At 46.5% G+C, this 22,434-nt stretch carries 26 protein-coding genes; 10 read left to right on the forward strand and 16 right to left on the reverse strand.

Going from position 1 to position 22,434, the window contains the following annotated elements:
• Positions 1–29: 29 nt before the first annotated feature.
• From ACSQ8P_RS28450 to ACSQ8P_RS28490, 9 genes are all read right to left on the reverse strand, one after another.
• Positions 30–413 (reverse strand): response regulator, encoded by a 384-nt coding sequence (locus tag ACSQ8P_RS28450; protein WP_436238271.1) that lies wholly within the window; start codon positions 411–413, stop codon positions 30–32.
• A gap of 90 nt (positions 414–503) precedes the next feature.
• Positions 504–887: a gamma-glutamylcyclotransferase family protein gene (locus ACSQ8P_RS28455; protein ID WP_436238272.1), complete on the reverse strand. Its 384-nt coding sequence runs from the start codon at positions 885–887 to the stop codon at positions 504–506.
• Between the two features lie 106 nt (positions 888–993).
• Positions 994–1,281: a CD3324 family protein gene (locus ACSQ8P_RS28460; RefSeq protein WP_028556449.1), complete on the reverse strand. Its 288-nt coding sequence runs from the start codon at positions 1,279–1,281 to the stop codon at positions 994–996.
• Positions 1,282–1,874: 593 nt separating this feature from the next.
• Positions 1,875–2,636, reverse strand: coding sequence for a LamB/YcsF family protein (locus tag ACSQ8P_RS28465; RefSeq protein ID WP_436238273.1), 762 nt, complete (start codon positions 2,634–2,636; stop codon positions 1,875–1,877).
• 373 nt (positions 2,637–3,009) lie between these two features.
• Entirely contained in the window at positions 3,010–3,930 is a 921-nt protein-coding gene (locus ACSQ8P_RS28470) for an IS3 family transposase (protein ID WP_436239432.1), read from the reverse strand.
• Between the two features lie 11 nt (positions 3,931–3,941).
• The gene (locus ACSQ8P_RS28475; protein ID WP_436233700.1) at positions 3,942–4,262 is read right to left on the reverse strand and encodes a transposase; all 321 of its coding nucleotides are present in this window, start codon (positions 4,260–4,262) and stop codon (positions 3,942–3,944) included.
• A gap of 318 nt (positions 4,263–4,580) precedes the next feature.
• Entirely contained in the window at positions 4,581–5,573 is a 993-nt protein-coding gene (locus tag ACSQ8P_RS28480; RefSeq protein WP_436238274.1) for a biotin-dependent carboxyltransferase family protein, read from the reverse strand.
• The gene (gene pxpB, locus ACSQ8P_RS28485; RefSeq protein ID WP_436238275.1) at positions 5,563–6,348 is read right to left on the reverse strand and encodes a 5-oxoprolinase subunit PxpB; all 786 of its coding nucleotides are present in this window, start codon (positions 6,346–6,348) and stop codon (positions 5,563–5,565) included. The genes ACSQ8P_RS28480 and pxpB overlap by 11 nt, the downstream gene beginning before the upstream one ends.
• Positions 6,345–7,148: an alpha/beta hydrolase gene (locus ACSQ8P_RS28490; protein WP_436238276.1), complete on the reverse strand. Its 804-nt coding sequence runs from the start codon at positions 7,146–7,148 to the stop codon at positions 6,345–6,347. Before ACSQ8P_RS28490 ends, pxpB begins: the two co-directional genes overlap by 4 nt.
• Positions 7,149–7,246: 98 nt before the next feature.
• Here ACSQ8P_RS28490 and ACSQ8P_RS28495 point away from each other — a divergent pair, with 98 nt between their 5' ends.
• Both ACSQ8P_RS28495 and ACSQ8P_RS28500 read left to right on the forward strand, forming a co-directional pair.
• Positions 7,247–7,567 carry a YbjQ family protein gene (locus tag ACSQ8P_RS28495; RefSeq protein WP_171630093.1) on the forward strand — a complete coding sequence of 107 codons (321 nt, stop codon included), beginning with the start codon at positions 7,247–7,249 and terminating at the stop codon, positions 7,565–7,567.
• On the forward strand, positions 7,564–7,809 hold the full coding sequence (locus tag ACSQ8P_RS28500; RefSeq protein WP_436238277.1) for an HD family phosphohydrolase: 246 nt from the start codon (positions 7,564–7,566) through the stop codon (positions 7,807–7,809). Before ACSQ8P_RS28495 ends, ACSQ8P_RS28500 begins: the two co-directional genes overlap by 4 nt.
• Before the next feature lie 85 nt (positions 7,810–7,894).
• On the opposite strand, the gene ACSQ8P_RS28505 is transcribed toward ACSQ8P_RS28500, so the two are convergent.
• Positions 7,895–9,490 carry a bifunctional metallophosphatase/5'-nucleotidase gene (locus ACSQ8P_RS28505; protein WP_436238278.1) on the reverse strand — a complete coding sequence of 532 codons (1,596 nt, stop codon included), beginning with the start codon at positions 9,488–9,490 and terminating at the stop codon, positions 7,895–7,897.
• 150 nt (positions 9,491–9,640) lie between these two features.
• Here ACSQ8P_RS28505 and ACSQ8P_RS28510 point away from each other — a divergent pair, with 150 nt between their 5' ends.
• Both ACSQ8P_RS28510 and ACSQ8P_RS28515 read left to right on the forward strand, forming a co-directional pair.
• Complete coding sequence (locus ACSQ8P_RS28510; RefSeq protein WP_436238279.1) at positions 9,641–10,627, forward strand: phosphate/phosphite/phosphonate ABC transporter substrate-binding protein; 987 nt, start codon at positions 9,641–9,643, stop codon at positions 10,625–10,627.
• Between the two features lie 227 nt (positions 10,628–10,854).
• On the forward strand, positions 10,855–11,106 hold the full coding sequence (locus ACSQ8P_RS28515; protein ID WP_436238280.1) for a hypothetical protein: 252 nt from the start codon (positions 10,855–10,857) through the stop codon (positions 11,104–11,106).
• 82 nt (positions 11,107–11,188) lie between these two features.
• Here ACSQ8P_RS28515 and phnE read toward each other — a convergent pair whose 3' ends face one another.
• The 3 genes from phnE to ACSQ8P_RS28530 form a co-directional block, all read right to left on the reverse strand.
• Positions 11,189–12,763, reverse strand: a complete 1,575-nt coding sequence (gene phnE / locus ACSQ8P_RS28520; protein ID WP_436238281.1) for a phosphonate ABC transporter, permease protein PhnE — start codon at positions 12,761–12,763, stop codon at positions 11,189–11,191.
• Entirely contained in the window at positions 12,760–13,533 is a 774-nt protein-coding gene (phnC, locus tag ACSQ8P_RS28525) for a phosphonate ABC transporter ATP-binding protein (protein WP_056609336.1), read from the reverse strand. The genes phnE and phnC overlap by 4 nt, the downstream gene beginning before the upstream one ends.
• A 165-nt stretch (positions 13,534–13,698) precedes the next feature.
• Positions 13,699–14,730, reverse strand: coding sequence for a HoxN/HupN/NixA family nickel/cobalt transporter (locus ACSQ8P_RS28530; RefSeq protein ID WP_436238282.1), 1,032 nt, complete (start codon positions 14,728–14,730; stop codon positions 13,699–13,701).
• Between the two features lie 205 nt (positions 14,731–14,935).
• Here ACSQ8P_RS28530 and ACSQ8P_RS28535 point away from each other — a divergent pair, with 205 nt between their 5' ends.
• The 3 genes from ACSQ8P_RS28535 to ACSQ8P_RS28545 all read left to right on the forward strand — a co-directional run bounded on the left by ACSQ8P_RS28535 (position 14,936) and on the right by ACSQ8P_RS28545 (position 17,147).
• On the forward strand, positions 14,936–15,748 hold the full coding sequence (locus tag ACSQ8P_RS28535) for a sensor histidine kinase (protein ID WP_436238283.1): 813 nt from the start codon (positions 14,936–14,938) through the stop codon (positions 15,746–15,748).
• Positions 15,748–16,419, forward strand: a complete 672-nt coding sequence (locus ACSQ8P_RS28540; protein ID WP_436238284.1) for a response regulator — start codon at positions 15,748–15,750, stop codon at positions 16,417–16,419. The genes ACSQ8P_RS28535 and ACSQ8P_RS28540 overlap by 1 nt, the downstream gene beginning before the upstream one ends.
• A 98-nt stretch (positions 16,420–16,517) precedes the next feature.
• Positions 16,518–17,147 carry a YcnI family copper-binding membrane protein gene (locus ACSQ8P_RS28545; RefSeq protein ID WP_436238285.1) on the forward strand — a complete coding sequence of 210 codons (630 nt, stop codon included), beginning with the start codon at positions 16,518–16,520 and terminating at the stop codon, positions 17,145–17,147.
• An 88-nt stretch (positions 17,148–17,235) separates the two neighbouring features.
• Here the strand turns inward: ACSQ8P_RS28545 and ACSQ8P_RS28550 are convergent, their stop codons facing one another.
• Both ACSQ8P_RS28550 and thyA read right to left on the reverse strand, forming a co-directional pair.
• Positions 17,236–17,718, reverse strand: a complete 483-nt coding sequence (locus ACSQ8P_RS28550; RefSeq protein ID WP_436238286.1) for a dihydrofolate reductase — start codon at positions 17,716–17,718, stop codon at positions 17,236–17,238.
• A gap of 33 nt (positions 17,719–17,751) precedes the next feature.
• On the reverse strand, positions 17,752–18,546 hold the full coding sequence (gene thyA, locus ACSQ8P_RS28555; RefSeq protein WP_436238287.1) for a thymidylate synthase: 795 nt from the start codon (positions 18,544–18,546) through the stop codon (positions 17,752–17,754).
• Positions 18,547–18,738: 192 nt separating this feature from the next.
• Here thyA and ACSQ8P_RS28560 point away from each other — a divergent pair, with 192 nt between their 5' ends.
• On the forward strand, positions 18,739–19,296 hold the full coding sequence (locus ACSQ8P_RS28560) for a DJ-1/PfpI family protein (RefSeq protein WP_436238288.1): 558 nt from the start codon (positions 18,739–18,741) through the stop codon (positions 19,294–19,296).
• 77 nt (positions 19,297–19,373) lie between these two features.
• Here the strand turns inward: ACSQ8P_RS28560 and ACSQ8P_RS28565 are convergent, their stop codons facing one another.
• Positions 19,374–20,210: an AraC family transcriptional regulator gene (locus ACSQ8P_RS28565; protein ID WP_436238289.1), complete on the reverse strand. Its 837-nt coding sequence runs from the start codon at positions 20,208–20,210 to the stop codon at positions 19,374–19,376.
• 188 nt (positions 20,211–20,398) lie between these two features.
• On the opposite strand from ACSQ8P_RS28565, the gene ACSQ8P_RS28570 reads away from it, so the two are divergent.
• Complete coding sequence (locus ACSQ8P_RS28570) at positions 20,399–21,409, forward strand: Gfo/Idh/MocA family protein (RefSeq protein WP_436238290.1); 1,011 nt, start codon at positions 20,399–20,401, stop codon at positions 21,407–21,409.
• A complete protein-coding gene (locus ACSQ8P_RS28575; protein WP_436238291.1) occupies positions 21,406–22,392 on the forward strand; it encodes a Gfo/Idh/MocA family protein in 987 nt (328 codons plus the stop codon). Before ACSQ8P_RS28570 ends, ACSQ8P_RS28575 begins: the two co-directional genes overlap by 4 nt.
• Positions 22,393–22,434: the final 42 nt, after the last annotated feature.

Genomic DNA, 22,434 nt, shown 5'->3' on the forward strand with positions numbered 1-22,434 from the left:
AGCTTAATCTAACTGATCCTAGTGCATCCTTATTCAACCTGGCGTTGCAATAGCTGCCCGATGGTATCTAATAATTGAAGTGGACTGAAGGGCTTTACAATGTATGTCGTGACACCCGCAGCCTTCGCTTTCTCTTTATCTTTCTCCAGCGCTTTGGCTGTCAGTAGAATAACTGGCAAGTCCTTATTCACATTATCACTTTGTCTCAACCAAGAGCAAACCTCTACGCCCGTGCGTTCCGGCATCATATAATCCAGAATAATTAAATCGTAGGCTTCCTTGCTGAGCTGCTCGATCGCTTGTTGACCATCCTCAACCTCCGTGATGACGTATCCCTCATCAGATAACGTCTCCGTCAGAAGAAAGCGAAGTGCCAATTCATCGTCGGCTAGCAAAATTTTGTAAGCTGACATGTTCTCTCTCCTCGAGTCCATAAATTAGTATTAATTATAGCATCATATCTGAGGCCAAGATAGGAGAATGTCGGAAAAACTCGAATAAAATCACGCCTTCTTATTGTGCAGATGAGATTTCCAAGAGGAGCCTTGAATAACTGGAAGTCCACGCGGATCAGGATAGCAATATACCCAACCTTCTTTCTCTCCGATGGCATCTTTTACCCAAATTCGCTCGTATTCATTATCCGTATGACCTGGACTGTAGTACGTTTCCAAAATGTCCATGGCAGCCAACCCCTCTTCGGTAACTTCAATCCACTCTCCCTCAACCACATATTCATCATCTGTACGAACTAACGCAGGGTAAGGTCCTACATCATATAAACGTCCATGGATCGCGCCAGGTTGCACTTCCAATAAATACGGAGAGACCACAAAATGATTGCTTTCCCCCACCAGTAACGTGCCATATACAAATACAGATATCATCTCTCTATTCCTCCTAAACATTTACATCCGCTGTATGAATGATTTCGGCATGGAAACTAGGATTTCCTACAAAAAAAAAAAAGCAGCATCACGATGGATGCTGCTGCTATGCCTGATTGGCTGTTAATTCACGTGTTTTAACAATAATTTTGCGGATACTGTCTTCGGACAAATGAAACACCTTGATCAGCTCCAACACTGTCGAACCCGTCTGATACAACCGGAAAATCTCACGATTTCTCCGCTCAATAATGATGCGAGTGCCGTTATTTTCTCCCCAGCCTGCACGTTTCTGCTCTTTCTTAGGGATATACACGATCTCGCCTTGGATATATTCTTGTAATTGTTTTAATAGGTTAGGGGGAAGAACATCTTTCCCGTTCTTATAACTCATGGATGAAAACCTCCTCAAATTGTGCAAAGCTTAACTTTGACTGATTTGCAGAGAGTATCTTCATCGCCCCTTAACCTCCTACCATTCTCAAAAATGGAATAAAAAAAACACGATCATAATCGTGCCTGTCGGTTGTATATGCAATTATACAATTCAGGTGAACGGTTATTCCACGAATGATATTCAGTTAGGAGACGAGTACCTCTGCGGCGGCCGCAACATTCATCGCTACTGTCATTGTCATTGTGTTCATTAAAAAGCACTCCCTTCACCGTAGTTTATTGTTGTGTTCACTTTGTGTTCACAATTCTCATTATATGTAAAAAGCTTCTCGCTGTCTACTCGTTCGTAAAAATTATGCGAGGGCCTAGTGGCCCCCGCTTGGAACAGTGATCTCTGCTTACGCAGAGATCACCTCTGTTTGCGTTGTAATCACCTTGATCACTCCTTTCCGAAGGCATGGAAGCCGGCCGGCTACATATCTATTTACTCATATTGCTGAGCAGGTCTCAAGTGAAAGAATAGTTATAGGGATTCTTTCCTTGTGAGGGGTCAAGTTTGGGGGATAAGTAAAAAAAGACCTAGTGAATTCGCTAGGTCTCCAGCGGCATCACTGCGATGCCGCCTCGCTCTAACAGCGCGCGGATATCGCGCGCGAACTCCACGGCGTGCAACCCATCGCCGTGGATACAGATCGTGTCCGCGCGCATGCTCAGTTCCTCTCCCGTGATGGAGAGAACCTTCCCTTCGCGGACAAGCCGCTCCACCTGCGTCGCAGCCTCGGCGGCGCTCTCAAGCAGCGCCCCCGCCTGATCGCGGGGCGTTAAAGAGCCGTCCCGCTGGTAGCTGCGGTCCGCGAAAGCCTCGCTCGCGGTCCGCAGCCCCGCGGCGGTGCCCGCCCGCAGCAGCTCGCTGCCGGGCGGGCCATACAGCGTCAGCTCCGTGCTGACGCTGGCCGTTGCAGCCGCAATCGCGGCGGCTATCTCATGGCGCTTCGCGGCCATGTGGTAGAGCGCGCCATGCGGCTTGACGTGCTGCAGGCGTCCGCCTTCGGCGTGGACGAACGCCTGCAGCGCTCCGAGCTGATACAATGTCAGCTCGTAAGCCTCTGCCGGCGTGATCGCGATCTCGCGCCGGCCGAAGCCCTGCAGATCGGGGAGGCCCGGATGGGCCCCGATCGCAACGCCCTTGCGCAAGCACAGCTGAACTGTGCTGCGCATGGTTGCGGGGTCGCCTGCGTGGAACCCGCAGGCGATGTTGGCGGAGCTGACGTAGTCGAGCAGCTCCGCATCACGGCCGAGGCGATAGGCGCCGAAGCCTTCGCCCATGTCACAATTCAAGTCAATGCGCAGCATGACGATTTCACTCCCCACTTAGATGAATACCACTCCGGCATCATCATTCATTCATTTTTACTCATTTGATTCTTTACTCATTTGATTCTTTACTCATTTATCTCATTACTCATTTATCTCATTACTCATTTCACTCTTTACTCATTTCATTCTTCTCTCATTACTCAATCCATTCTTCTTCTCTCATCACGCAGTTCATTCTTCTCTCAACTTATTCTCTCTGGATTGAATAGGGAAACTGCTGAGTGAAGAGTGGGATAAGCGTATTTGTGCAATTTCACGAAATAACTGCATTTTCGGCTAGGCCCCCTTAATTTGGAGTCTTAGCCTACAGTAATTGTGCATTCTTAGAAAAGCTCACTATTTCGAGCGTTTACATGGAATTATGAAATGCCGAAGAGTCTTCCAGTGTCTTTACCCATTCTGAAAACTTGCTTGGAGGCATTAATCTCAAACTACCGTGCATTTTACGATTATTGTAAAAATCCATATAGTCATCGAGTTTCTTGTACGCTTCATCAAAGGTCATAAAATCTCTTTGACTGAAGAGATCACGTTCTAAGAGGCTATGGAAAGACTCGATGAATGCATTAAGGTTCGGAGTCTTTGGCGGTATGCGTTCATGTACCAAATCGAGGCTCTCACAGGTGTCTTGAAATAACTTACTAATGAATTGAGGCCCGTTGTCCGTTCGAACGACTGGTAATTCCTCACTAGCCGTTATACGGCTCTGTATTGCGTTCCATAATGTTTGGACGGCATGTTTGGCTTCACAAATCGGACCTTTGTATTGCCCAACAACGACGCGGTCAAACACATCAATAATACTGAGTACATAGAAGAAACGTTCCAGTCCAATGACATAGCCATACTTAATATCCATTTGCCAGAGCTGGTTGTGCCCTGTTATGGATCTATTTTTCGCTAATCTACGGGGATGTGTCTGAATTCGTTTGCGTTGTTTTTGAAGGATCCCTAGCTCTTTACACAAGCGATACGACTTCTTTTTGTTCAGTCTCACGCCATGTTGGTTGCGAATGCATTGTGCTAGAAGTTTATAGCCGTAGACATGTTCCTCGCCTTCAAGAAGCTCTAGAAGCCACTCTTTGATTTGTTCATCACTAACCTTATTACCTGTTTCTGTATGCGAGTAACCAGGCACGGGGCGTCCCATTACAGCATTTGTCGGGCATATCGGCCTAGATTGTGCAGATCGCTTTTTCCGATCATAGTATGTGGATTCAGACAATCCAAGTATGCGCAGAACCTTTGCAGTTGAATTTCCCCGCTTAATAAATAGATCTGCTACTTCAAATTTTTCAGATAAGCGGGGTTCTTCTTTTTTAGCAGCTCACGTAAAATCTCAATTTCTAGTTCCTTTTCACCAAGCACCTTACAGGCCTTTTCATAGCGCTCTTCAACTTCTTGTAGCCTTTGAAGCTCTTGCAAATGCTCGTCCGCCATAGGTATTTCTTCTTGTGGAATGGAGTCACGGTGCTCCCTAACCCACTCGCGAATGGTCTCAGGATGAATGTCGTACATACGAGCTAACACCCCAACCTTAACTCCAGCCAATGCTTCTTTAACAATTTTCAGACGTTCTTCTTGCTTCAATCTTTTTCCCATACCGGATCATCTCCCTTATCCCTATTTTAATAAAATGGGTAGGAAGACTCCAGTTTCATTAGGGGGCCTAAGAGTTTTCTCCAGCTAATTAAGGAGCATTTCGGTAAATTTATAAGATAACTGTATTTCCTCCAGTTAATTTCGGTCATTTCCTTCCCAAGGAGGGATTTAAGCGAAATTAACTGGGGTTTTTCCATTTAAATACCAAAAACAATCAAAATCCCCAAAAATAGCTGGAGTTTTTCCAGTTAAAGTTGCTGTGGGGGGGAGATGTTGGAGAGCTGAGGGGGGAGCCGGTGGGATTCATTTCATTTCCGCTCATCCCAACCCCCTTAACCAAGCCTTCACCCCCACCCCCAGCAGCTTAAGATCCATCGCCTGAAGCAACAACTGTTCTTGTGCTTCTAGATGCGTAACCTCCTGAAAGCGCAGCTGTCCACCTGGCTTCACCTGCGCCACCAGCGGTAGATCTGCCGTGATCACGTGACCGATGCGCGGGTATCCGCCAGTTGTTTGGCAATCCGCCATCAGGAGAATAGGTTGTCCACTTGAGGGAACCTGGATCGTGCCTGCGACGACAGCTTCGGAGATCATTTCGTAGGATAAGCCAGCTTCGAGCTCAAGCTTGGGATTACTTGACAACCGATACCCCATTCGATCCGATTGCGAAGTTACGAGAAAGCTTTGAGAAAGCAATCTAGTCCAGCTGTTGGGTGTAAATAAGGAGGCTTCCTTACCTCTCACGATCCGTATTGTCGGATTGTCGCGATAATCAGGACGAATCATTGAACTCACGAACTTGCTTCGTAATTCAACCTCGTTCACAATCTCAGAGGCCAACCCATCCATCTCTACTTCTAGTACATCCCCGGTACGTAGTGCTCTTCCCTCATATCCACCAATGGCAGCTCTCTGATAGGTGCTGTGGCTTCCTAGCACGTAATTGGCCTTGAACCCACCATGCACAGCAAGATACGCTCTACACCCATGGGCTGCATAACGAAGATGCAACTCATTCCCTGAAAGAAGTATAAATGGCTGCCATAAGGGCGCTGCAACACCATCTACTTCTGCCCCCATGTCTGCTCCGCAAATGGCAACCAGCATATCTTTCTGTGCAACTAAGATTGGCCCCTGAAGTGTCATTTCCAAGGCTGCCGCTTCCGAGCCATTACCAACCAACATATTGGCTGCTCGGTGAGCAAATCGATCCATCGGTCCTGCCACAATGACACCATGTTTTCGAAAACCATTGCGCCCCTCATCCTGTATAGTGGATAATAGCCCAGGTTTAATGACCTTAAAGCTCATGACTCGCATTCCCTTCCTCTAACGCATGAAACTCCTCCGATGTGATCGCCACAAATCTCACTTGATCGCCAACCTTGAGCAAGGATGGGGGAACGATATCCGGACGGAACAATCGAAGTGGCGTTCGACCGATAAGCTGCCAGCCGCCTGGGGTTTCAAAAGGATATATGCCCGTCTGCGCCCCGCCAATACCCACAGAACCAGCTGGAATTTGCGTGCGCGGCACTGATTTGCGCGGTGTAGCAAGTCTCTCATCCATACCGCCTAAATAAGGAAAACCAGGTGCGAAACCGATCATGTACACAGGGTACACACGAGAAGTATGCCAAGACACGATTTCTTCCATGCTCACCTGATGATAATCCGCTACTTCTGCCAGATCGAGTCCATATGCCGCCTCATAGCAGACTGGAATCTCAATGATAGCTCCTAACTGCCCGGCTAATCCTTCACTATCGTCCACTAAATACGCATCTAATAGCTGCTCAATATGTTGCAGGACATAGTCATATGGAAGCCAATCAACCGTCCTATGGGATCGCCCACTTTTTAACACAGCTTCGGAAGAATAGTTATATATGCGGAATGCATCATAATAAATTGTAATGGTTGTATAAGCGGCGACTAGCTCAATGAAGCCATCCCACCAGTTATTTTCTAAATAATTCACTACCTGCCTGACCTTATGCAGATTCGTTAACGAAATGTCCGCACCAAAGCGAATCACAATCGCTGAGTCGCCAAGCGGATGGCATTCGTAGGCAAGCTTGGTCATGCGAAATGCTGCTTTTTCAACCAATTCGCACAAACCTCAGGCCAGATATACGCTTCCGGATGATCATCTGCAATGCCAATTCCGTGACGTCCCGACTCGAAAACATGCAGGTCAAAAGGAACTTTATTGCGGCTTAGCGCACTAGCAAAAAGCAGGCTATTTTCAACCGAAACCGCTGCATCATCCGCTGTATGCCACAGGAAGGTTGGCGGCGTATCAGTCGTAACCTGAAGTTCATTGCTCAAATCGTTGACTAACTCTTCACTAGCATCTTCGCCTATCAAATTAATCCGTGAACCTTGGTGCGCGTTCACACCAAATGAAATAACCGGATAACATAGCACCATGAGATCCGGACGAGAGCTATGATGCTCAATCGGGTCCGCGGAGGTCTGATCTCCGGCATCGTAGTGCGTACCTGCTGTTGCTGTCAAATGTCCACCTGCAGAAAAACCAAGAATACCAATGCGGTTAGCATCGACTCCCCACGCCTCGGCATGATGTCTCACGGTTCGAATAGCCCGCTGCGCATCTTGCAACGGAACAGGATGTTTATATGGCGCTACGCGGTAGTTCAACACATACGCGGATATGCCTAACCCATTCAGCCACTTTGCAATAGGCTCGCCTTCATGAGGGGCACGTCTGCCGTAACCGCCTCCTGGACATACAATAACTGCTGCACGCAAGCCATCTCCCTCTGCTGGATATAAGGTTAAGCTTGGGCAGCCTTGGTTCTCCTCACCTTGACTGTCTTGTGTAGCTCCTGGCCATAATTCAATCGTTGTCCCTGTTTTCAATGTGAAACCCCCTCATGCGATTAACGTACTAAGTTAATAATAGCCAATCCTTATCCAGTAGAAAAGCATCTATTTTAACAATAAAGGAGCGATTCAATATGATTGTAGTTACAACAGAAAACATTGCCGGTTATGAGGTTACAGAAGTTTTAGGCAGTACCTTTGGCGTCGTCGTGCGGGCCAGAGGCATTGGCGGGGATATTATGGCCTCGCTGAAAGGGTTAATTGGCGGAGAAGTCACGCAATATACGCAAATGGTGGAAGATGGCCGCAGGCAAGCCATGGACCGACTGGTCAAGAATGCGGCTGCCATGGGCGGAGATGCGATTGTCATGATGCGGTTCGACAGCGGGGATATTGGTCAAAATATGAGCGAAATCGTCGCGTATGGCACAGCCGTTCGGACGCGAAGGCTATGAGCGGGAACTTCTCTATTTTGCTCGTATACGGCTTGTGGATAGTAGGCTTCCTTGTTTTACTTCTCCTAGGTTATCTTGTTTATGACAAACGCTACAAAACAGAGGGGGCCGCGACACCCCAATCGCCTCCAAACGGCTTTGTATTTACATCTGAAGTTTTCATAGATCCCAAAGACGGGTTCACCTATCGGGTCTACTACAATCCTCGAACGGGAGATCGTGCTTATATTCGTGAGAAATAACCTTCTCGCAACCAAAAAGCCTTACAAAAGCTGAGAACACGACAGTTCTCCTCCTATTGTAAGGCTTTTCTCATGGCAGAACGATCTACGTCCAAATCACTTTCCAGTTATGGTTTACGCTCGCCTCGATGGTACCTCGTTCCATAATATACCCTGCCAGCAGCTCAGCTACATCTGTTGGAATATCTTTGACAACTGGCTTATTCTGAAACATGGCATAGTTGCCTCCGCCAGCAGCCCGATAATTGTTCATGACCACATCGAAAGTGGCTTCGAGCTTAATCGGTTCCCCCTCATAATCCAGCTGCACAACCCGATCCCCGACTGGACGAGAAACATTTAAGGTGTAGGAGATTCCCTCCCACATATCGTAATTATAATGGGCAGGCTTCGGTTCCATGAAGGACTTGCTTACGTGAAGCTCTCCATTTTCCGCCAATTCAAAATACTCCGCCGACTGCTCCAAAGCATCCTTAATATCTTGACCTGAGATTCGAATGACTTTGAGCGTGTTCGGGTAAATATAGTTGGAAACGATATCCCGCATGGTAATATCCGATGGAAATCCAGGTGAAAAGTTATCGAATAACGCTGTGTTTGAAATCTGGGCACCCGATAGCTCCATCTGGACCTTGTTTATAAACTCAATCAGCGCATTGTCCTCTGTACGAATGTGCATCGGATTTGTCACGAGCATGTCCCCCGTAAGCTTCCCGATTGGTTGATCCAGCCACAGTTGTGTCTTCGCCTCGTAAGAACTGATCTGCGCGATCAGCACCGTGTCTGGCTCCACATTCGCAACAGATAAAAGCTCCGATTGCTTGGAAGCAATGCGCCACTTACCTTCTACCTGCTCTAGCACGATGTCCACCTTTCCAAGCGTTACGCCAGCTGTGCCTGGTTGAACGATGGTTACACCATTAATTTGGGCGCCTGCAATACTTCGATGCTGATGACCTGTGAGTAGAACGTCTATCCCTTCTACTTCCATGCACAACTGATACCCTTGATTCTCGCCCGTCAAAGGTTCCGTAGGCTCACCAGTCGCGATATCTCTTTCGAATCCACCATGGTAGGAAACAACAATGACATCTACCTGTTCCTGCTCCTTGAGGAATTGTATCCACGTACGAGCTGCTGCAATAGGATCTTCAAAACGCAAGCCGACAATATGCTTCGGGTCTTCCCAATTCGGAATATAGGGAGTAGTTAAGCCAAGAATCCCTACACGCACACCATCCGCAAGTTCCTTAATCAGATACGGCTTGCCAAAGAAAGGCTCTCCCGTCTCTTCATTCACAATATTGGCACTTAACCAAGGGAAATCAGATTCTCGGACTGCTTTCTGGAGCACGTCCATGCCATAATTGAATTCATGATTCCCTAGTACGGCCCCATCATATTTCAAATAGTTCAGACCTAACACCATGGGATTCATAGGTTCATTGTCCAAGCGTGCATGGTGATAGGCAAGTGGTGTACCTTGAATCAGGTCTCCATTATCCAACACAATGACATGCGCTTCCTTGGCTCGTTCCTGTGTAATTAGGGTAGCGATTTTCGTCAATCCTACATCATTGGGATGATTATTTGCATAATGTATGGGAAGCATATTCCCATGGAGGTCACTCGTTTCTAAAATCGAAATGTGACTTGTTCGTGCCTGTCCATTCTGCGTCAAACGGTTCACTCCAATCCATAATTATTGTAAAGTTTTACATATCAGTTGTCAGATTAACAAATACTTCACACTATCTTCCATATCTCTTATGATAATGTTATAGTACAACATAGATAAAAAGTAAATATTTAAACGGAGGTCAAAAAAAACATGAAAAAATTAACAGTACTCAGTTTGTCCATGGTTGTAGCTGCAGGTGCACTTGTTGGCTGCGCGAAAAAAGACGAAACTCCGGCTGCTTCATCAACTGCTAAAGCTACTGCAGCAGCAACAGCAGCAGCAACGGCTACTCCAGCAGCAGCGGCAGGTTTCATTCCTAAAGAACTTAAAGTACAATTCGTACCCTCCCAAAATGCAGAGACACTTGAAGCAAAAGCTAAACCGCTTGAAAAATTGCTTGGAGATAAACTAGGAATCCCAGTAAAGGTTTCCGTTTCCACAGATTACAACGTTGTTATCGAAGCTATGTCCTCCAAACAAGTTGATGTTGGTTTCTTGCCACCAAGTAACTATGTTGTTGCCCACGATAACCGTAAAGCTGCTGATCTTCTTGTACAAGCACAACGTTTTGGCGTTGATGATGCAACGGGTCAACCAACGAAAGAACTGGTTGATTTCTACAAATCCGAAATTCTTGTTAAAGCCGATTCACCAATCAAATCCGTTGCTGATTTGAAAGGCAAGAAAATGGGTTGGCAAGGTGTTACTTCCGCAGCTGGTTATGTTTACCCAGGTCTTGTATTAAAGCAAGCTGGTGTTGATCCAGTGAAAGATGTAACAGGCGTTCAATTCCAAGGGCATGACAAAGCGGTTATCGCACTTCTTAACGGCCAAGTTGATGCTGTAGGCGTGTTCCAAGATATCCGTACTAATATGCTGAAAGATTACCCAGATATCTTTAAACAAACGAAAGTTCTTTCTTTCTCCGACAAAATTCCAAACGATACAATCGCTGTTCGTTCCGATATGGATGCGGCTTGGAAGAAGAAAATTCAAGATGCTTTCATCGCGATCGGTAACGATCCAGAAGGTAAAAAAGTAATTATCGATGTATACACACACCAAGGTTATGTAGCTACAACTGATGATAAATTCAACATCGTTCGTGAAGCTAACAAAGCAATGGGCTTGAAATAATTTCAAAATACTTTAAAATCAAATTACACACTACACAACAAACCACCGCAGCATGTGTCTAACATCCATGACGCGGTGGTTTTTCCCTTCTAAAATTTACATTCTATACCAGACTTTCCTTGCATATTATGAATGTGGTACGCCCGTCCAAGCTCATCGTTTACTATCATCTATCAAACGTTTACTAAGTCGGTCGTGTCATAACTCATTGTGGGGTGAAAAACGGGATGTACGAAATGCTGATCATGCGTAAAACAGAAGTTATTATTCGGTGCGGCACCGATGAAGTCCGAGGCGTCATTGCGCAGTATTACCCAGAATTTCAGCTATTAAAAATAAACAACATTATGATCCCGATCAACTTAATTGAACAAATTGAAATTATAGGGCCGGATGAACCTCTCACACAAGCATCGCATCGTCTTCGTGAGCCTCGTATCCTCCATTTAGTTGCGCAAGGCGGGGTCATCAGTAAGTAAACGGCTCTTAACTAAAAAAGGCAGTTCTTGAAGGTTACAACCTTCAGGAACTGCCTTTTTTGTATGAACACGTGATTCGATTTTATACGATTCGTTTTCGTAATGATCCCGAGATATAGTCAATGATAGAGACGGTGACGATAATCCCAATCAAGATAATTCCTACTCGCGGCCACTGCCTTGCATTCAGTGCGAAGATCAACGGTGTCCCGATCCCCCCAGCACCAATGACGCCAAGTAAGGTCGCCGAACGGACATTGATTTCAAAACGGTACAACGTATACGAAATGAAATCTGGTATGACCTGTGGAATGACAGCGAATGACATCCGCTGCCAGAAGTTGGCTCCAACGGCCGTCATAGCCTCTGTAGGCCCCATATCCATATTTTCGATGGCCTCGGCATATAGTTTGCCCAGCATCCCCACAGAATGCAAGCCAAGAGCCATTACGCCCGCATAGGCGTTCGGTCCGACTGCTTTAATAAAGATCAAAGCCATAATAATTTCCGGAATCGTACGAACGACGCTAAGGAATAGCTTCCCTGTACCAGAAACAGCACGGTACTTGCTCATATTCGCCGCTGCCCAGAAAGCAAAAGGAAGACAAACGATCGCTGAAACGAAGTTTCCTAAATAAGAAATCGACAAGGTTTCAAGCAGGGAACGCAGTAAATCTTCTCCTTCAGGGATATACACATACGCCCAGTCTGGATGGAATAATCCACTGATCATCGCTTTTGTAAGAATCCAAGTGGTTGGTTGGAAGCCTGTTAATTCCAAGCCAGTTAATGCCCATACAAGTAGACCAATCACAGCTACTGCGCCAATAATTTTATACGTGTTAGCTTGTGTTTCAGACATCGGCTTGGCACTGCCTTTTAGCAAATACGTACGGAATCGCGTGCTCACCAAATCAATGATGACGACGATCAGCAACGTATAAATAACAATGGCACAAGACTGATCATAACGGAACAGATCGAGTGTATTTTTGAGCAATAAGCCGATACCCCCCGCGCCAACCAGACCGAGAATGGCGGAAGCACGAATGCTCACTTCAAACGTGTACAGAAAATGCGCTAGGTACGTAGGAGCAACTTGTGGCAGAACCCCGAAGCGGATCAGCTTCAACTTATTTGCTCCAACTGCCGTCATCGCCTCAAGCGGACCCGGATCGATGGCTTCCGTTGATTCATAAGAAAGCTTTGAAATAATACCAAAAGTAAAGAAAATTAGTGCTAACGTACCTGCTGTTGGACCAAAGCCTACTAAAACTGCAAATAGGGCCGCATAGAGCAAATCAGGAATGGTACGAACAAAATTCATTATAAATCGAGCTGGATAGGACAACCATGGCGTCGAAGTAACGTTACGAGCAGCCAACAGCGCCATTGGGAATGCGAATAACGCGCCAACAATCGTGCCCAGGATGGACATTTGTATGGTTTGCGCCATCGGCTTCCAAATATCAGCGAAGAACAGCCAATCTGGCGGAAACATTTCTGCGATGAATTTCAAAATCTCCGGTGTACCTGTAGCTAATCTTGTCAGCGTCGCATCTGTCTGATAGATGCTGCCGATCAAGAATAGCACCATGATCGCGATGATCATATAGAACTTTGTGCGCGGAGGCTTTTTGACGGTTGCTGCACTCATCCCTCCTGCACCCCCAGCAGCTCATCTTTCTTGATGGCGCGGCCGTAGATCTCGGAGAACACATCATCTGTCGCATCAGCAACAGGTCCATCGTACACGACCTTCCCTGCACGAAGTCCGATAATGCGTGTCGCGTACTCGCGAGCCAAATCGATAAAGTGAAGGTTGACGACGGTTGTAATCCCGAGGTCCTTGTTGATCCGTTTCAGGTCATCCATAACCTGACGTGTCGTGAGCGGATCCAATGACGCAACGGGCTCGTCCGCCAGGATGATTTTGGCTTCCTGTGCGAGCGCTCTGGCAATGGAAACGCGCTGCTGTTGACCGCCGGACAATTCATCGGCGCGCGAATACGCTTTTTCACGAATGTTAACCCGCTCCAGTGCTTTGAGCGAAAGCTCAAGGTCCGCTTTAGGGAACAAACCAAACATCGTGCGAAGTGTGGAATGGTACCCAACGCGACCGGAAAGGACGTTACGAATAACCGTGGATCTTTTGACTAGATTAAAGGTTTGGAAAATCATCCCGATGTCTCTACGCATCCGACGCAGCTGTGCGCCATTCGCCTTAGTAATGGATTTCCCATCGATTAAAATTTCACCGCTAGTCGTCTCATGCAGACGATTAATCGAACGAAGCAGCGTGGATTTACCAGCACCTGATAAACCAACGATTACAACGAACTCCCCTGGGTGTATGGTAAGGTTAATGTCATTTAGGCCAACAGTACCATTTGGATATACTTTAGAAAGATGTTTAAACTCAATCATGATTCGTCCTACTTTCTTTTACACAATTTCAAGTGCTAGACAGACTACTTTCAACGAATAATTGAAAAATCCTTTTTTCTATCATTACCTTTAGAAAAAATTCATATTCCATTGTTCACCATTACAAAAAAAGAGCCTCTTTTGCTTACGCAGAGGCCCTTTTTACTATGGATTGTACTTTGTGCCCCAGCGCTCCTCAATCTTCATGCCTCTCCAGACAGCAATCGAAACGATCCACGCGATGACGAACATCCCAACCAAAATAAAGCCTAACGTACCGAAATCAATCTCTTGCAACCACGTCCAGAACGTACCTTCCATGCTGAATTCTTCGGAAAGCACCTGTCCGAGCTCGATCACGCCAATAATTAACGCCGCTACAACCGCAAGTGCGGTAACGGTCAGATTGTAATACAGCTTGCGCACTGGCGTATGAAAAGCCCATTTGTACGCTTTCGTCATAAACATACCATCTGCCGTATCGAATAGGCTCATCCCAGCTGCGAACAAGAGCGGCAGCGAAATGACACCTATGAACGGAATCGCATCCTTAGCCGCATGTGCGGATATAGCCAATAAGGCGATTTCACTTGCCGTATCAAAGCCTAAACCAAAAAGGAAACCTAACGGATACACATGCCAGCTTTTGGTGATGAACGAGAATAGCGGTTTAATGAGTCGCGCAATGAACCCACGTGATTCTAAAAGCTCTTCAAACTCGTTGTTGTCGTATTTGCCGCCACGAAACTTCAGAAACATTTTATAGAGACTAATAAGGATTAACAGATTGATGATACCAATGATGACCAGGAATAATCCAGACACAGAAGCGCCGATCACACCGCCAAAACGCTGCATCCATGGGAGTTCACGAGCTGCCCACTGCACGGAGAAGGCCGTTACAATCGCCATGACGAACACGACGGACGAGTGCCCCAATGAAAAGTAAAAACCGACGCCAAGTGGATTTTTCTTCTGTTGCACTAGCTTCCGCACCGTATTGTCGATGGCCGCAATATGATCAACATCGAACGCATGACGCATCCCTAACGTGTACGCCAGAAGTCCAATCCCCCAGAACGCAGGAGATGATTGGGCAACGGTATATAAACCGATCAGCCCCAAGACATGAAGGAGGATAATAAAGCCAACGTATCCAGCCCAGCTTTTCCTCTCCTGCAGTAAAGATTTCCACATAGTAATTCAACCACACCTTTCCCATCCGTGTTACGATTTATTAATAATGTAGCACACGTGTGCAGGAATTGAGAAGTACCGCGTCTATTTTTTGTGAAGAATTCTAAATCAAAGATGCTATAATAGAAACCGTTCCAATCTTACACCTACTTATCTTAAGAAACTTTCCCTTGCTTTTTACTTTGAAAAGGAGCTGATCCCTTGCATGTCTATGCGTAAATACAAGCTTTTTACAGTGCTGGTGCCCGTCTTTATTATTGGCGGATTTGAATATATTCGTCATGAATTTTTACTGCGCTATTTGACGATGGAAGCCGGCAATTTCACAATTACAGTGATTACGTTGCTCCTGTCGTATCTCTTCGCATCCTGGATGTTTACCAGCATGGAACGCAGCAATGAGAAAATCCTCCTCAGCGAAGCTCGCAGAGCGGTCTTCGAGGAGCGAGAGCGTCTGGCTCGAGAGCTGCATGACGATTTGGCACAAACCCTCTTCTTCTTGAATGTGAAGCTGCGTCAAGGCGATATCGAAGAAGCGAAAGCGGCTGTTTCCGAGATCGACAATTCACTTCGTCAGGCTATTTTCAATCTGCGCACACCGCCAGAAGAAGGCACTTCCTTTGGGCAGCGCATTCATACCTATTTAGATAATTGGCGTTTGGTCACGGGCATTGAACTTCAGGAGACCGTGAAAATCACCGAAAACAGCTTCTCACCTAATGAAGAAATCCTCCTCTTCGGCATTATGCAGGAGGCTTTCACCAACATTCGTAAACATTCGATGGCAACAGATGCTACCTTCCATTTGGAAGCTGACAACAATCACTGGCGGATGGATATCACGGACAATGGGTGCGGACTGCAGCCTAATACGCAGACTACTGCTAAAAGCACGACTTACGGCATCGATCTCATGCGAAAACGGGCTTCCGAGCTCGGGGCTACGCTTGAGCTTCTGAGTGAGAAAGACGCTGGCACGGAACTGATCGTTCAAGCTGAAAGAAAGGTGAACAGCTAATGCCCGAACTTATGCCATTTCGCGTTCTAATTGTTGATGATCATCCCTTAGCACGCAAAGCGATCCGAAGCATGCTTGCGCCATGCGCAGATTTCTTCATCGTTGGAGAAGCCAGTACAGGAGAAGATGCCATTCGTCTTTGTGGAGAACTTGCTCCAGACGTCGTCTTAATGGATATTCATATGTCACCCATGGACGGATTACAGGCTACACGGCACATTAAACAAGCCTATGGCGGGATACGCATCGTTATGCTCACAGTTTCGGATGATGTTGCAGATCTCTTCACGGCTTTGCAATTCGGCGCACAAGGGTATTTACTCAAAAACATGGATCCCGATGAATGGCTCAGCTATTTGCGTGCCTTGCTTGACGATAATTCAGAGGTGGCCCGCGGTATGGCGGACAAGCTATTCGGACGTTTCCGCTCACCAGTTGGCGCGCACACGGAAGGCCCGAGCCCTCACATGCTTACATCACGTGAACAAGAAATCACCGCTTATGTCGCACAAGGGGATAATAATCGGGTTATTGCCGAGAAGCTGCTGATCTCCGAGCATACTGTGAAAAATCACATGAAAAATATACTCGTGAAGCTATCCTTAGAGAATCGCGTGCAGCTCACAGCTTTCGCTATTAAGCATGGGTTGACACGAAAAGGACAAAACTAGTCGAAAAAATAGCCCAGTCGAGTCATACTCTTATGCTTGTCTATCAGGTAAGATGGACAACATGGTAAGAGTTGAAATCGAAAGGGGAAATAAATTCCATGTTTAAAAAGCTCATGTTAACCGCAAGCTCGATGATGATCGCGTCCATGCTTCTCGTGGGGATCGCAAGTGCTCACGTCGTTGTATATCCGAAAGAAGCCACGCAAGGCAGCTATGAAGTTTTCACCGTACGTGTACCTTCTGAGAAGGAAAGTGCTACTGTTAAAGTCGAGGTCAAATTCCCTCTTGATTCGGTAGCTGTTTCTCGTTTTGAACCTAAAGCAGGTTGGAAGTACGACATTGCAAAGGACGCTGCCGGGAAAATTACTGGCGTTACTTGGACAGCAACGGGTGATGGACTAGGGGCAACTGAATTCGGTGATTTCAGCATGCAAGGTAAAGTAGCTGATACCGCTACTCAGATCATCTGGAAAGCCTACCAAACATACAAGGACGGCACTGTCGTGGAATGGGTTGGGGCGAATGGCTCAGACAAACCCGCTTCAGTCACTACCGTTAAAGCGAAAGCTGCCGCTGGAGCGACTACGGACAGTCACGGGAATATAACGGCAGGCACAGCATCTGCTGGAAATAGTTCCGAATCGAACACGTCACTATACCTGTCCATTGCTGCCGTGGTGCTTGGCGCGTTAGCGTTGATCGTATCGTTGGTTCGAAAACGTAAATAAAGTGCGTGAAGTCTCTACAATAGAAGAAAGCCTTGAGCGCCATCTGTGCGAAACAGTGGGAGTGCTCAAGGCTTTTTTGTCAGACGATCTAATTCCGTTCGTAAATCCGGAAATAGTACTCATACGGATTCTTCTCGTTGCGCTCACCTTGCTCAGACGATACCAGAGTCCAAGTGGACAAGTCGAGGTCGGACATAAAGGTATCCGCTTCGAACTCATCCTCGATGTAAGTGATGTACATACGATTCACATGCGAAGCAAATAGTTTGAAAATCTCTGCTCCGCCGATGACGAATAACTCCTGATCACGGAACGCGTCGATCGCTTCGTCTACCGAGTGAATAACTTCGCAGCCCTCGGCTTGGTACGCGGTATTTTGCGTGAGAATGACGTTTCGTCTCCCGGGAAGCGGCTTGCCGATGGACTCGTACGTTTTGCGTCCCATCAGGATGGGGTGCCCCATCGTCACGTTTTTGAAAAATTTCAAATCGCCTGGCAGATGCCAAGGTAGCTTATTATTGACGCCAATGGCTCGGTTACGATCCATGGCAAAAATAAATGAAATACTCATACGGCGAACACTCCTTTCGTTACAACAACTTCCTTAGATCGCAATCGGAGCCTTGATGCCCGGCAGCGGTGTATAGTTAAGAAATTCAAAATCATCGAATTGGTAATCGAAGATGGAAGCTGGCTTCCTTTTGATATGAAGCGTTGGCAGCTCTTGTGGGTCTCTCACTAACTGTTTATTCACTTGTTCAACATGATTCTGATAAATGTGTACATCGCCGCCGTTCCAGATCAGATCGCCTACTTCCAAATCACACTGCTGAGCAATCATATGGGTTAACAGAGCGTACGATGCCAGATTAAAAGGCAGACCCAAGAACGTGTCCACGGATCTCATTTGAAACATACACGATAAACGACCGTTCGCTACATAGAATTGAAACGCATAGTGGCAAGGCGGCAAGGCCATATGATCCACTTCCGCAGGGTTCCAAGCGCTCACTAAGTGTCTGCGTGAATCAGGATTCGTCTTGATTTGGTGAATCAGCTTCTCAATTTGATCGATAACTTGCCCATTTGGCGCAAGCCATGTACGCCACTGTGCACCGTATACGCGGCCAAGATTTCCGTTTTCGTCAGCCCACTCATCCCAGATCGTAACACCATTATCGCGCAAATATTGGACATTCGTGCTGCCGCTTATGAACCACAGCAGTTCATGAACAATGGATTTGATATGCAGCTTCTTTGTTGTTAGAAGTGGGAAGCCTTCCCTCAGGTTGATTCGCATCTGACGGCCAAAAACAGAAATCGTTCCTGTTCCCGTGCGATCTCCCTTTTCTACACCTTGATCTAAGACATCCTTAAGCAGTTCTAAATAAGCTTTCATAATTCAACTATTCACCTCATAGATTAGCTCTCATGATAATTTATTTATCTATTATAAACATTATCCTTGGTAATGAACATCATTATTGAATATCCCATTCGACAATTCATCTCAAATTCCACCCGTTTACAAGAAAACGAGGTTTGTTCATAATTATATATGAATTACCATCTATTACCAAGGAGTGATCTTGTGTCCAAAAGGATCTTATTTCTAACGGGTGATGCTGTAGAGGTTTTGGAAGTGTACTATCCCTATTACCGTGTACTAGAGGAGGGCTATGAGGCGGTTATCGCGTCTCCTACGAAGAAAGTACTTCGTACAGTCGTCCACGATTTTGTTGAAGATTGGGAAACATACACCGAAAAACCAGGACATCTTCTCCCCTCCCACGTCGCTTTCGCCGATGTAGATCCCAGCCAGTTCGATGGGCTCATCATTCCTGGCGGCAGAGCTCCAGAATACATTCGTTCAAGTGAAGATGTGCCACGCATCCTTCGTCATTTCCTTGAAGCGGATAAGCCGATCGGTGCCATCTGCCATGGTGCACAAGTATTCGCCGCTCTGAAAGACAGTTCCCTCTTTGAGGGGCGCACGTTGACGGCGTATAACGCATGTCGCTTAGATGTTGAAGCACTTGGCGCGACCTATACAACGGATACGCTTCATGTCGATGGGAAACTTGTCAGCGGTCATGCATGGCCGGATTTACCAGGTTTTATGCGTGAATTTTTGAAATTATTGGCCTAATCTAATTACATACATGACAAAAAGAAACGAGGCCGACTCGTAAGTAGTTACTCTACTTGTGAGACGGCCCCTTTTGTTCAAAAGTCACTTACATTCATTTTGTTCAGATATTGCTTAGGTGTACAGCCATTGAACCGTTTGAACAACTCATAGAAATGCGCCATATTCCCTATACCAACAGTCTCTGCGATTTCGTTCACACTGCGTTTTTCAGTAACGAGCAGCCGCTCCGCTTTTGAAATACGCTTCTGGTTGACATAGTCGATAAATGAGGCTCCCATCTTTTTCTTAAAATATTTCGAAAAATACGAATAACTCATACCGGCGATTCGACTGACCGCCCCCATATCGATCTTCTCCGTCAAATGCTCGTCCACATAGACAACAAGTGACCGAATGATATCCGCATCCCCATCCACATTGCCATGTGTCGTTAACAACCCCCGATTGTCATAGCGAAGCAGCATTAAGAGCAGATGCTTGATATGCATGCTGACTGCAATTTCATAGCCCTTCTTAGTTCCCATAACTTCATCATGGGTATCCGTAATAATCCTGGCAATTTCTTTCTTCACATGCTCGTTTTCTTGGAAAATGTAATTAAGCGCTTCTAACGGATGAAATATCTCCAGAAAATCTCGGTAATACCTCATCATAGCCCGATCGAAATAAGGCTCGAGGTCAATATGAAGTACGATATAGACGAGGTCCTTATCGCTTATTTTGCGTCCTCTATGCAATTGGGAAGAGCCGATCAGCAGCACATCCCCGGCTTTGAGCGAGTAGACATGATTCGGTGTTTGAATTTCGTGGATACCCTGCTCAACTAAAATGAATTCAATCTCTTTATGATAATGCCAGGTGTTACCGTACTCCCCTTCTGCCCCCGATTGGGCGAAACGCCATACTTTCATGCATAATGATGGGTTTTGATAGGGGATTGGTTCTTTATAAATGTCCATGTCTTTCAAACACCACGCTTCCACTAATAACAAATTTGGATATAAACTGAATAAATGTCCGCATATACGCTATTGGACAATACCTATATCATATTACTTAGTTACTATTTTTCATACGATAAAGTGAGGAGTGAATTTGCATGAAAGTTGCGATCATTGGTTGCGGGGGAATGGGGAACGTACACGCCCTCAGCTATGCAAACATGCCTGATATAGAGATAACAGGCGTATGTGATCTGGATCTCGAGCTAGCACAAGCACTTTCCCTTACGACAGGGGCACCTGCTTTTACATCTTTTGAAGACATGCTGAACAAGGCTGATTTCGATGTCATCAGTGTGACACTGCCAAGCTACTTACATAAGGAATATACGTTAAAAGCGGCACAAGCCGGCAAACATGTGATATGTGAGAAACCACTTGCCCTTAACTTAGAAGATGCGGCAGCCATGATTCAAGGTTGCGACCACTACGGCGTCCGCTTATTTGTCGGACATGTCGTTCGTTTTTTCCCCGAATATGTACAAATGAAGCAAGCCATTGATGAGGGCAAGTTAGGACGAGTCGGCGTCATTCATGCCAAACGAATCGGTTCACACCCTGGTGATGTCAGACCATGGTTCAAAGATTTCAATAAAAGCGGAGGCGTCATTACCGATCTCATGATCCACGATATTGATTTTCTACGTTGGGCCGTCGGAGAAGTGAAGTCTGTATATGGCTTGAACCAACGCGTCAATGACATTGATTATGCGCTAGTTACTCTTCTTTTTGAAAATGGAGCCGTTGCCAATGTGGAAGCCTTCTGGGGGTACCAAGGGCCGTTCCAAACCGCCGTGGAAATTGCAGGAAGCAGAGGCATTGTCCGCAGCGACAGCCAAAAGAGCAGTTCCCTGCACATCTGCAAAGCCCCTTCCGATTCAGAAGGCAGACGTTTCGCAGAAGTTCCGCAAAGTCCCGGATACGCAAGTCCCTATGATTTGGAGATTGCCCATTTCATTCAGTGTATCCGAGACGGAAGTGAGCCCATCGTTACGGCAAACGATGCCTATCAAGCACTAGAAATTACGATGGCTGCCTTGGATTCGGTTCGCACAGGGAAATCTGTCCTATTGAAGCCAAGCTCAACGTCTGGGGAGGAAACAGTATGAAAAAATTAAAAGTAGGTATGATCAGCTTCGCGCACGGCCATGCACACTCTTATTTGGATTCACTACGAGCGATCTCGCAGGTGGAGGTCACGGGTATTGCAGATGACAATCACAGACGCGTGGAAAAAGTAATCGCCAAGTATGAATTGCCCTACTATGAACATTATCAGGATTTACTTGCCACGGATTTGGATGCTGTCGTCATTTGTTCCGAGAACGTGCATCATGCAGAAATCACGATCGCAGCGGCGAAAGCTGGCAAGCACGTGCTTTGTGAAAAGCCGCTTGGCGTTTCGCTCTCGGAAATGGAAGCGATGATTGCCGCGTGTAAAGAAAACGGCGTTCAGCTGATGACGGCATTCCCATGCCGCTATTTAGCCTCAGTGGTTAAAGCTAAAGAGGCTATCGAGCAGGGCGAAATTGGTGAGATCGTAGCCATCAAGGGAACCAATCGCGGTTCGCTCCCTTCAGGCTGGTTCCTCCAATCCGAGCTATCCGGCGGCGGTGCCTTATTAGATCATACCGTACACGTCATGGACTTGATGAATTGGATGACCCAATCCGAAGTGAAAGAAGTCTACGCTTATGCTGCAACGTTATTCAATGAAGAGTTAGCGATCGATGATGCGGGTATGATCCATGTCAAATTCGCGAATGGCGTCGTCGGCGTCTTAGACACAAGCTGGTCGCGGAATGCCGCTTTCCCTACTTGGGGAGATGTGACGATGACGATTGTGGGTACGAAAGGAACGCTATCCCTCGATGCTTTTGCTCAAAAAAACGAGCTATATAGCTTAGATAATGGGAAAGGCCAATGGAATTTCTGGGGCGACTCCATGGATGCTTACTTAGTGAAAGCATTTGTTCAAGCGTTGCTGAATGGCGAACAGGTGCCGATCACGGGGGAAGATGGGTTACGTTCAACCGTTGTCGCCTTAGCGGGTTACAAATCCGTGGCACTGGGACAACCCGTTTCGCTGTAAGCGTGTGCTAGACGACCTACACAAGTCTGTAATAATTGCCAC

The organism is Paenibacillus sp. LjRoot153 (genome assembly GCF_964253085.1).
Taxonomy (GTDB): Bacteria; Bacillota; Bacilli; order Paenibacillales; family NBRC-103111; genus Paenibacillus_E.

Bases quoted from the DNA above. Each gene is read 5' to 3' on its own strand.
- ACSQ8P_RS28540 (WP_436238284.1), top strand. From the start codon at position 15,748: ATGCCCGAACTTATGCCATTTCGCGTTCTAATTGTTGATGATCATCCC.
- ACSQ8P_RS28465 (WP_436238273.1), bottom strand. From the start codon at position 2,636: ATGCTGCGCATTGACTTGAATTGTGACATGGGCGAAGGCTTCGGCGCC.
- ACSQ8P_RS28455 (WP_436238272.1), bottom strand. From the start codon at position 887: ATGATATCTGTATTTGTATATGGCACGTTACTGGTGGGGGAAAGCAAT.
- ACSQ8P_RS28510 (WP_436238279.1), top strand. From the start codon at position 9,641: ATGAAAAAATTAACAGTACTCAGTTTGTCCATGGTTGTAGCTGCAGGT.
- thyA (WP_436238287.1), bottom strand. From the start codon at position 18,546: ATGAAAGCTTATTTAGAACTGCTTAAGGATGTCTTAGATCAAGGTGTA.
- ACSQ8P_RS28460 (WP_028556449.1), bottom strand. From the start codon at position 1,281: ATGAGTTATAAGAACGGGAAAGATGTTCTTCCCCCTAACCTATTAAAA.
- ACSQ8P_RS28565 (WP_436238289.1), bottom strand. From the start codon at position 20,210: ATGAAAGTATGGCGTTTCGCCCAATCGGGGGCAGAAGGGGAGTACGGT.
- ACSQ8P_RS28550 (WP_436238286.1), bottom strand. From the start codon at position 17,718: ATGAGTATTTCATTTATTTTTGCCATGGATCGTAACCGAGCCATTGGC.
- ACSQ8P_RS28480 (WP_436238274.1), bottom strand. From the start codon at position 5,573: ATGAGCTTTAAGGTCATTAAACCTGGGCTATTATCCACTATACAGGAT.
- phnE (WP_436238281.1), bottom strand. From the start codon at position 12,763: ATGAGTGCAGCAACCGTCAAAAAGCCTCCGCGCACAAAGTTCTATATG.
- ACSQ8P_RS28495 (WP_171630093.1), top strand. From the start codon at position 7,247: ATGATTGTAGTTACAACAGAAAACATTGCCGGTTATGAGGTTACAGAA.
- ACSQ8P_RS28530 (WP_436238282.1), bottom strand. From the start codon at position 14,730: ATGTGGAAATCTTTACTGCAGGAGAGGAAAAGCTGGGCTGGATACGTT.
- pxpB (WP_436238275.1), bottom strand. From the start codon at position 6,348: ATGACCAAGCTTGCCTACGAATGCCATCCGCTTGGCGACTCAGCGATT.
- ACSQ8P_RS28515 (WP_436238280.1), top strand. From the start codon at position 10,855: ATGTACGAAATGCTGATCATGCGTAAAACAGAAGTTATTATTCGGTGC.
- phnC (WP_056609336.1), bottom strand. From the start codon at position 13,533: ATGATTGAGTTTAAACATCTTTCTAAAGTATATCCAAATGGTACTGTT.
- ACSQ8P_RS28545 (WP_436238285.1), top strand. From the start codon at position 16,518: ATGTTTAAAAAGCTCATGTTAACCGCAAGCTCGATGATGATCGCGTCC.
- ACSQ8P_RS28500 (WP_436238277.1), top strand. From the start codon at position 7,564: ATGAGCGGGAACTTCTCTATTTTGCTCGTATACGGCTTGTGGATAGTA.
- ACSQ8P_RS28475 (WP_436233700.1), bottom strand. From the start codon at position 4,262: ATGGGAAAAAGATTGAAGCAAGAAGAACGTCTGAAAATTGTTAAAGAA.
- ACSQ8P_RS28450 (WP_436238271.1), bottom strand. From the start codon at position 413: ATGTCAGCTTACAAAATTTTGCTAGCCGACGATGAATTGGCACTTCGC.
- ACSQ8P_RS28570 (WP_436238290.1), top strand. From the start codon at position 20,399: ATGAAAGTTGCGATCATTGGTTGCGGGGGAATGGGGAACGTACACGCC.
- ACSQ8P_RS28535 (WP_436238283.1), top strand. From the start codon at position 14,936: ATGTCTATGCGTAAATACAAGCTTTTTACAGTGCTGGTGCCCGTCTTT.
- ACSQ8P_RS28575 (WP_436238291.1), top strand. From the start codon at position 21,406: ATGAAAAAATTAAAAGTAGGTATGATCAGCTTCGCGCACGGCCATGCA.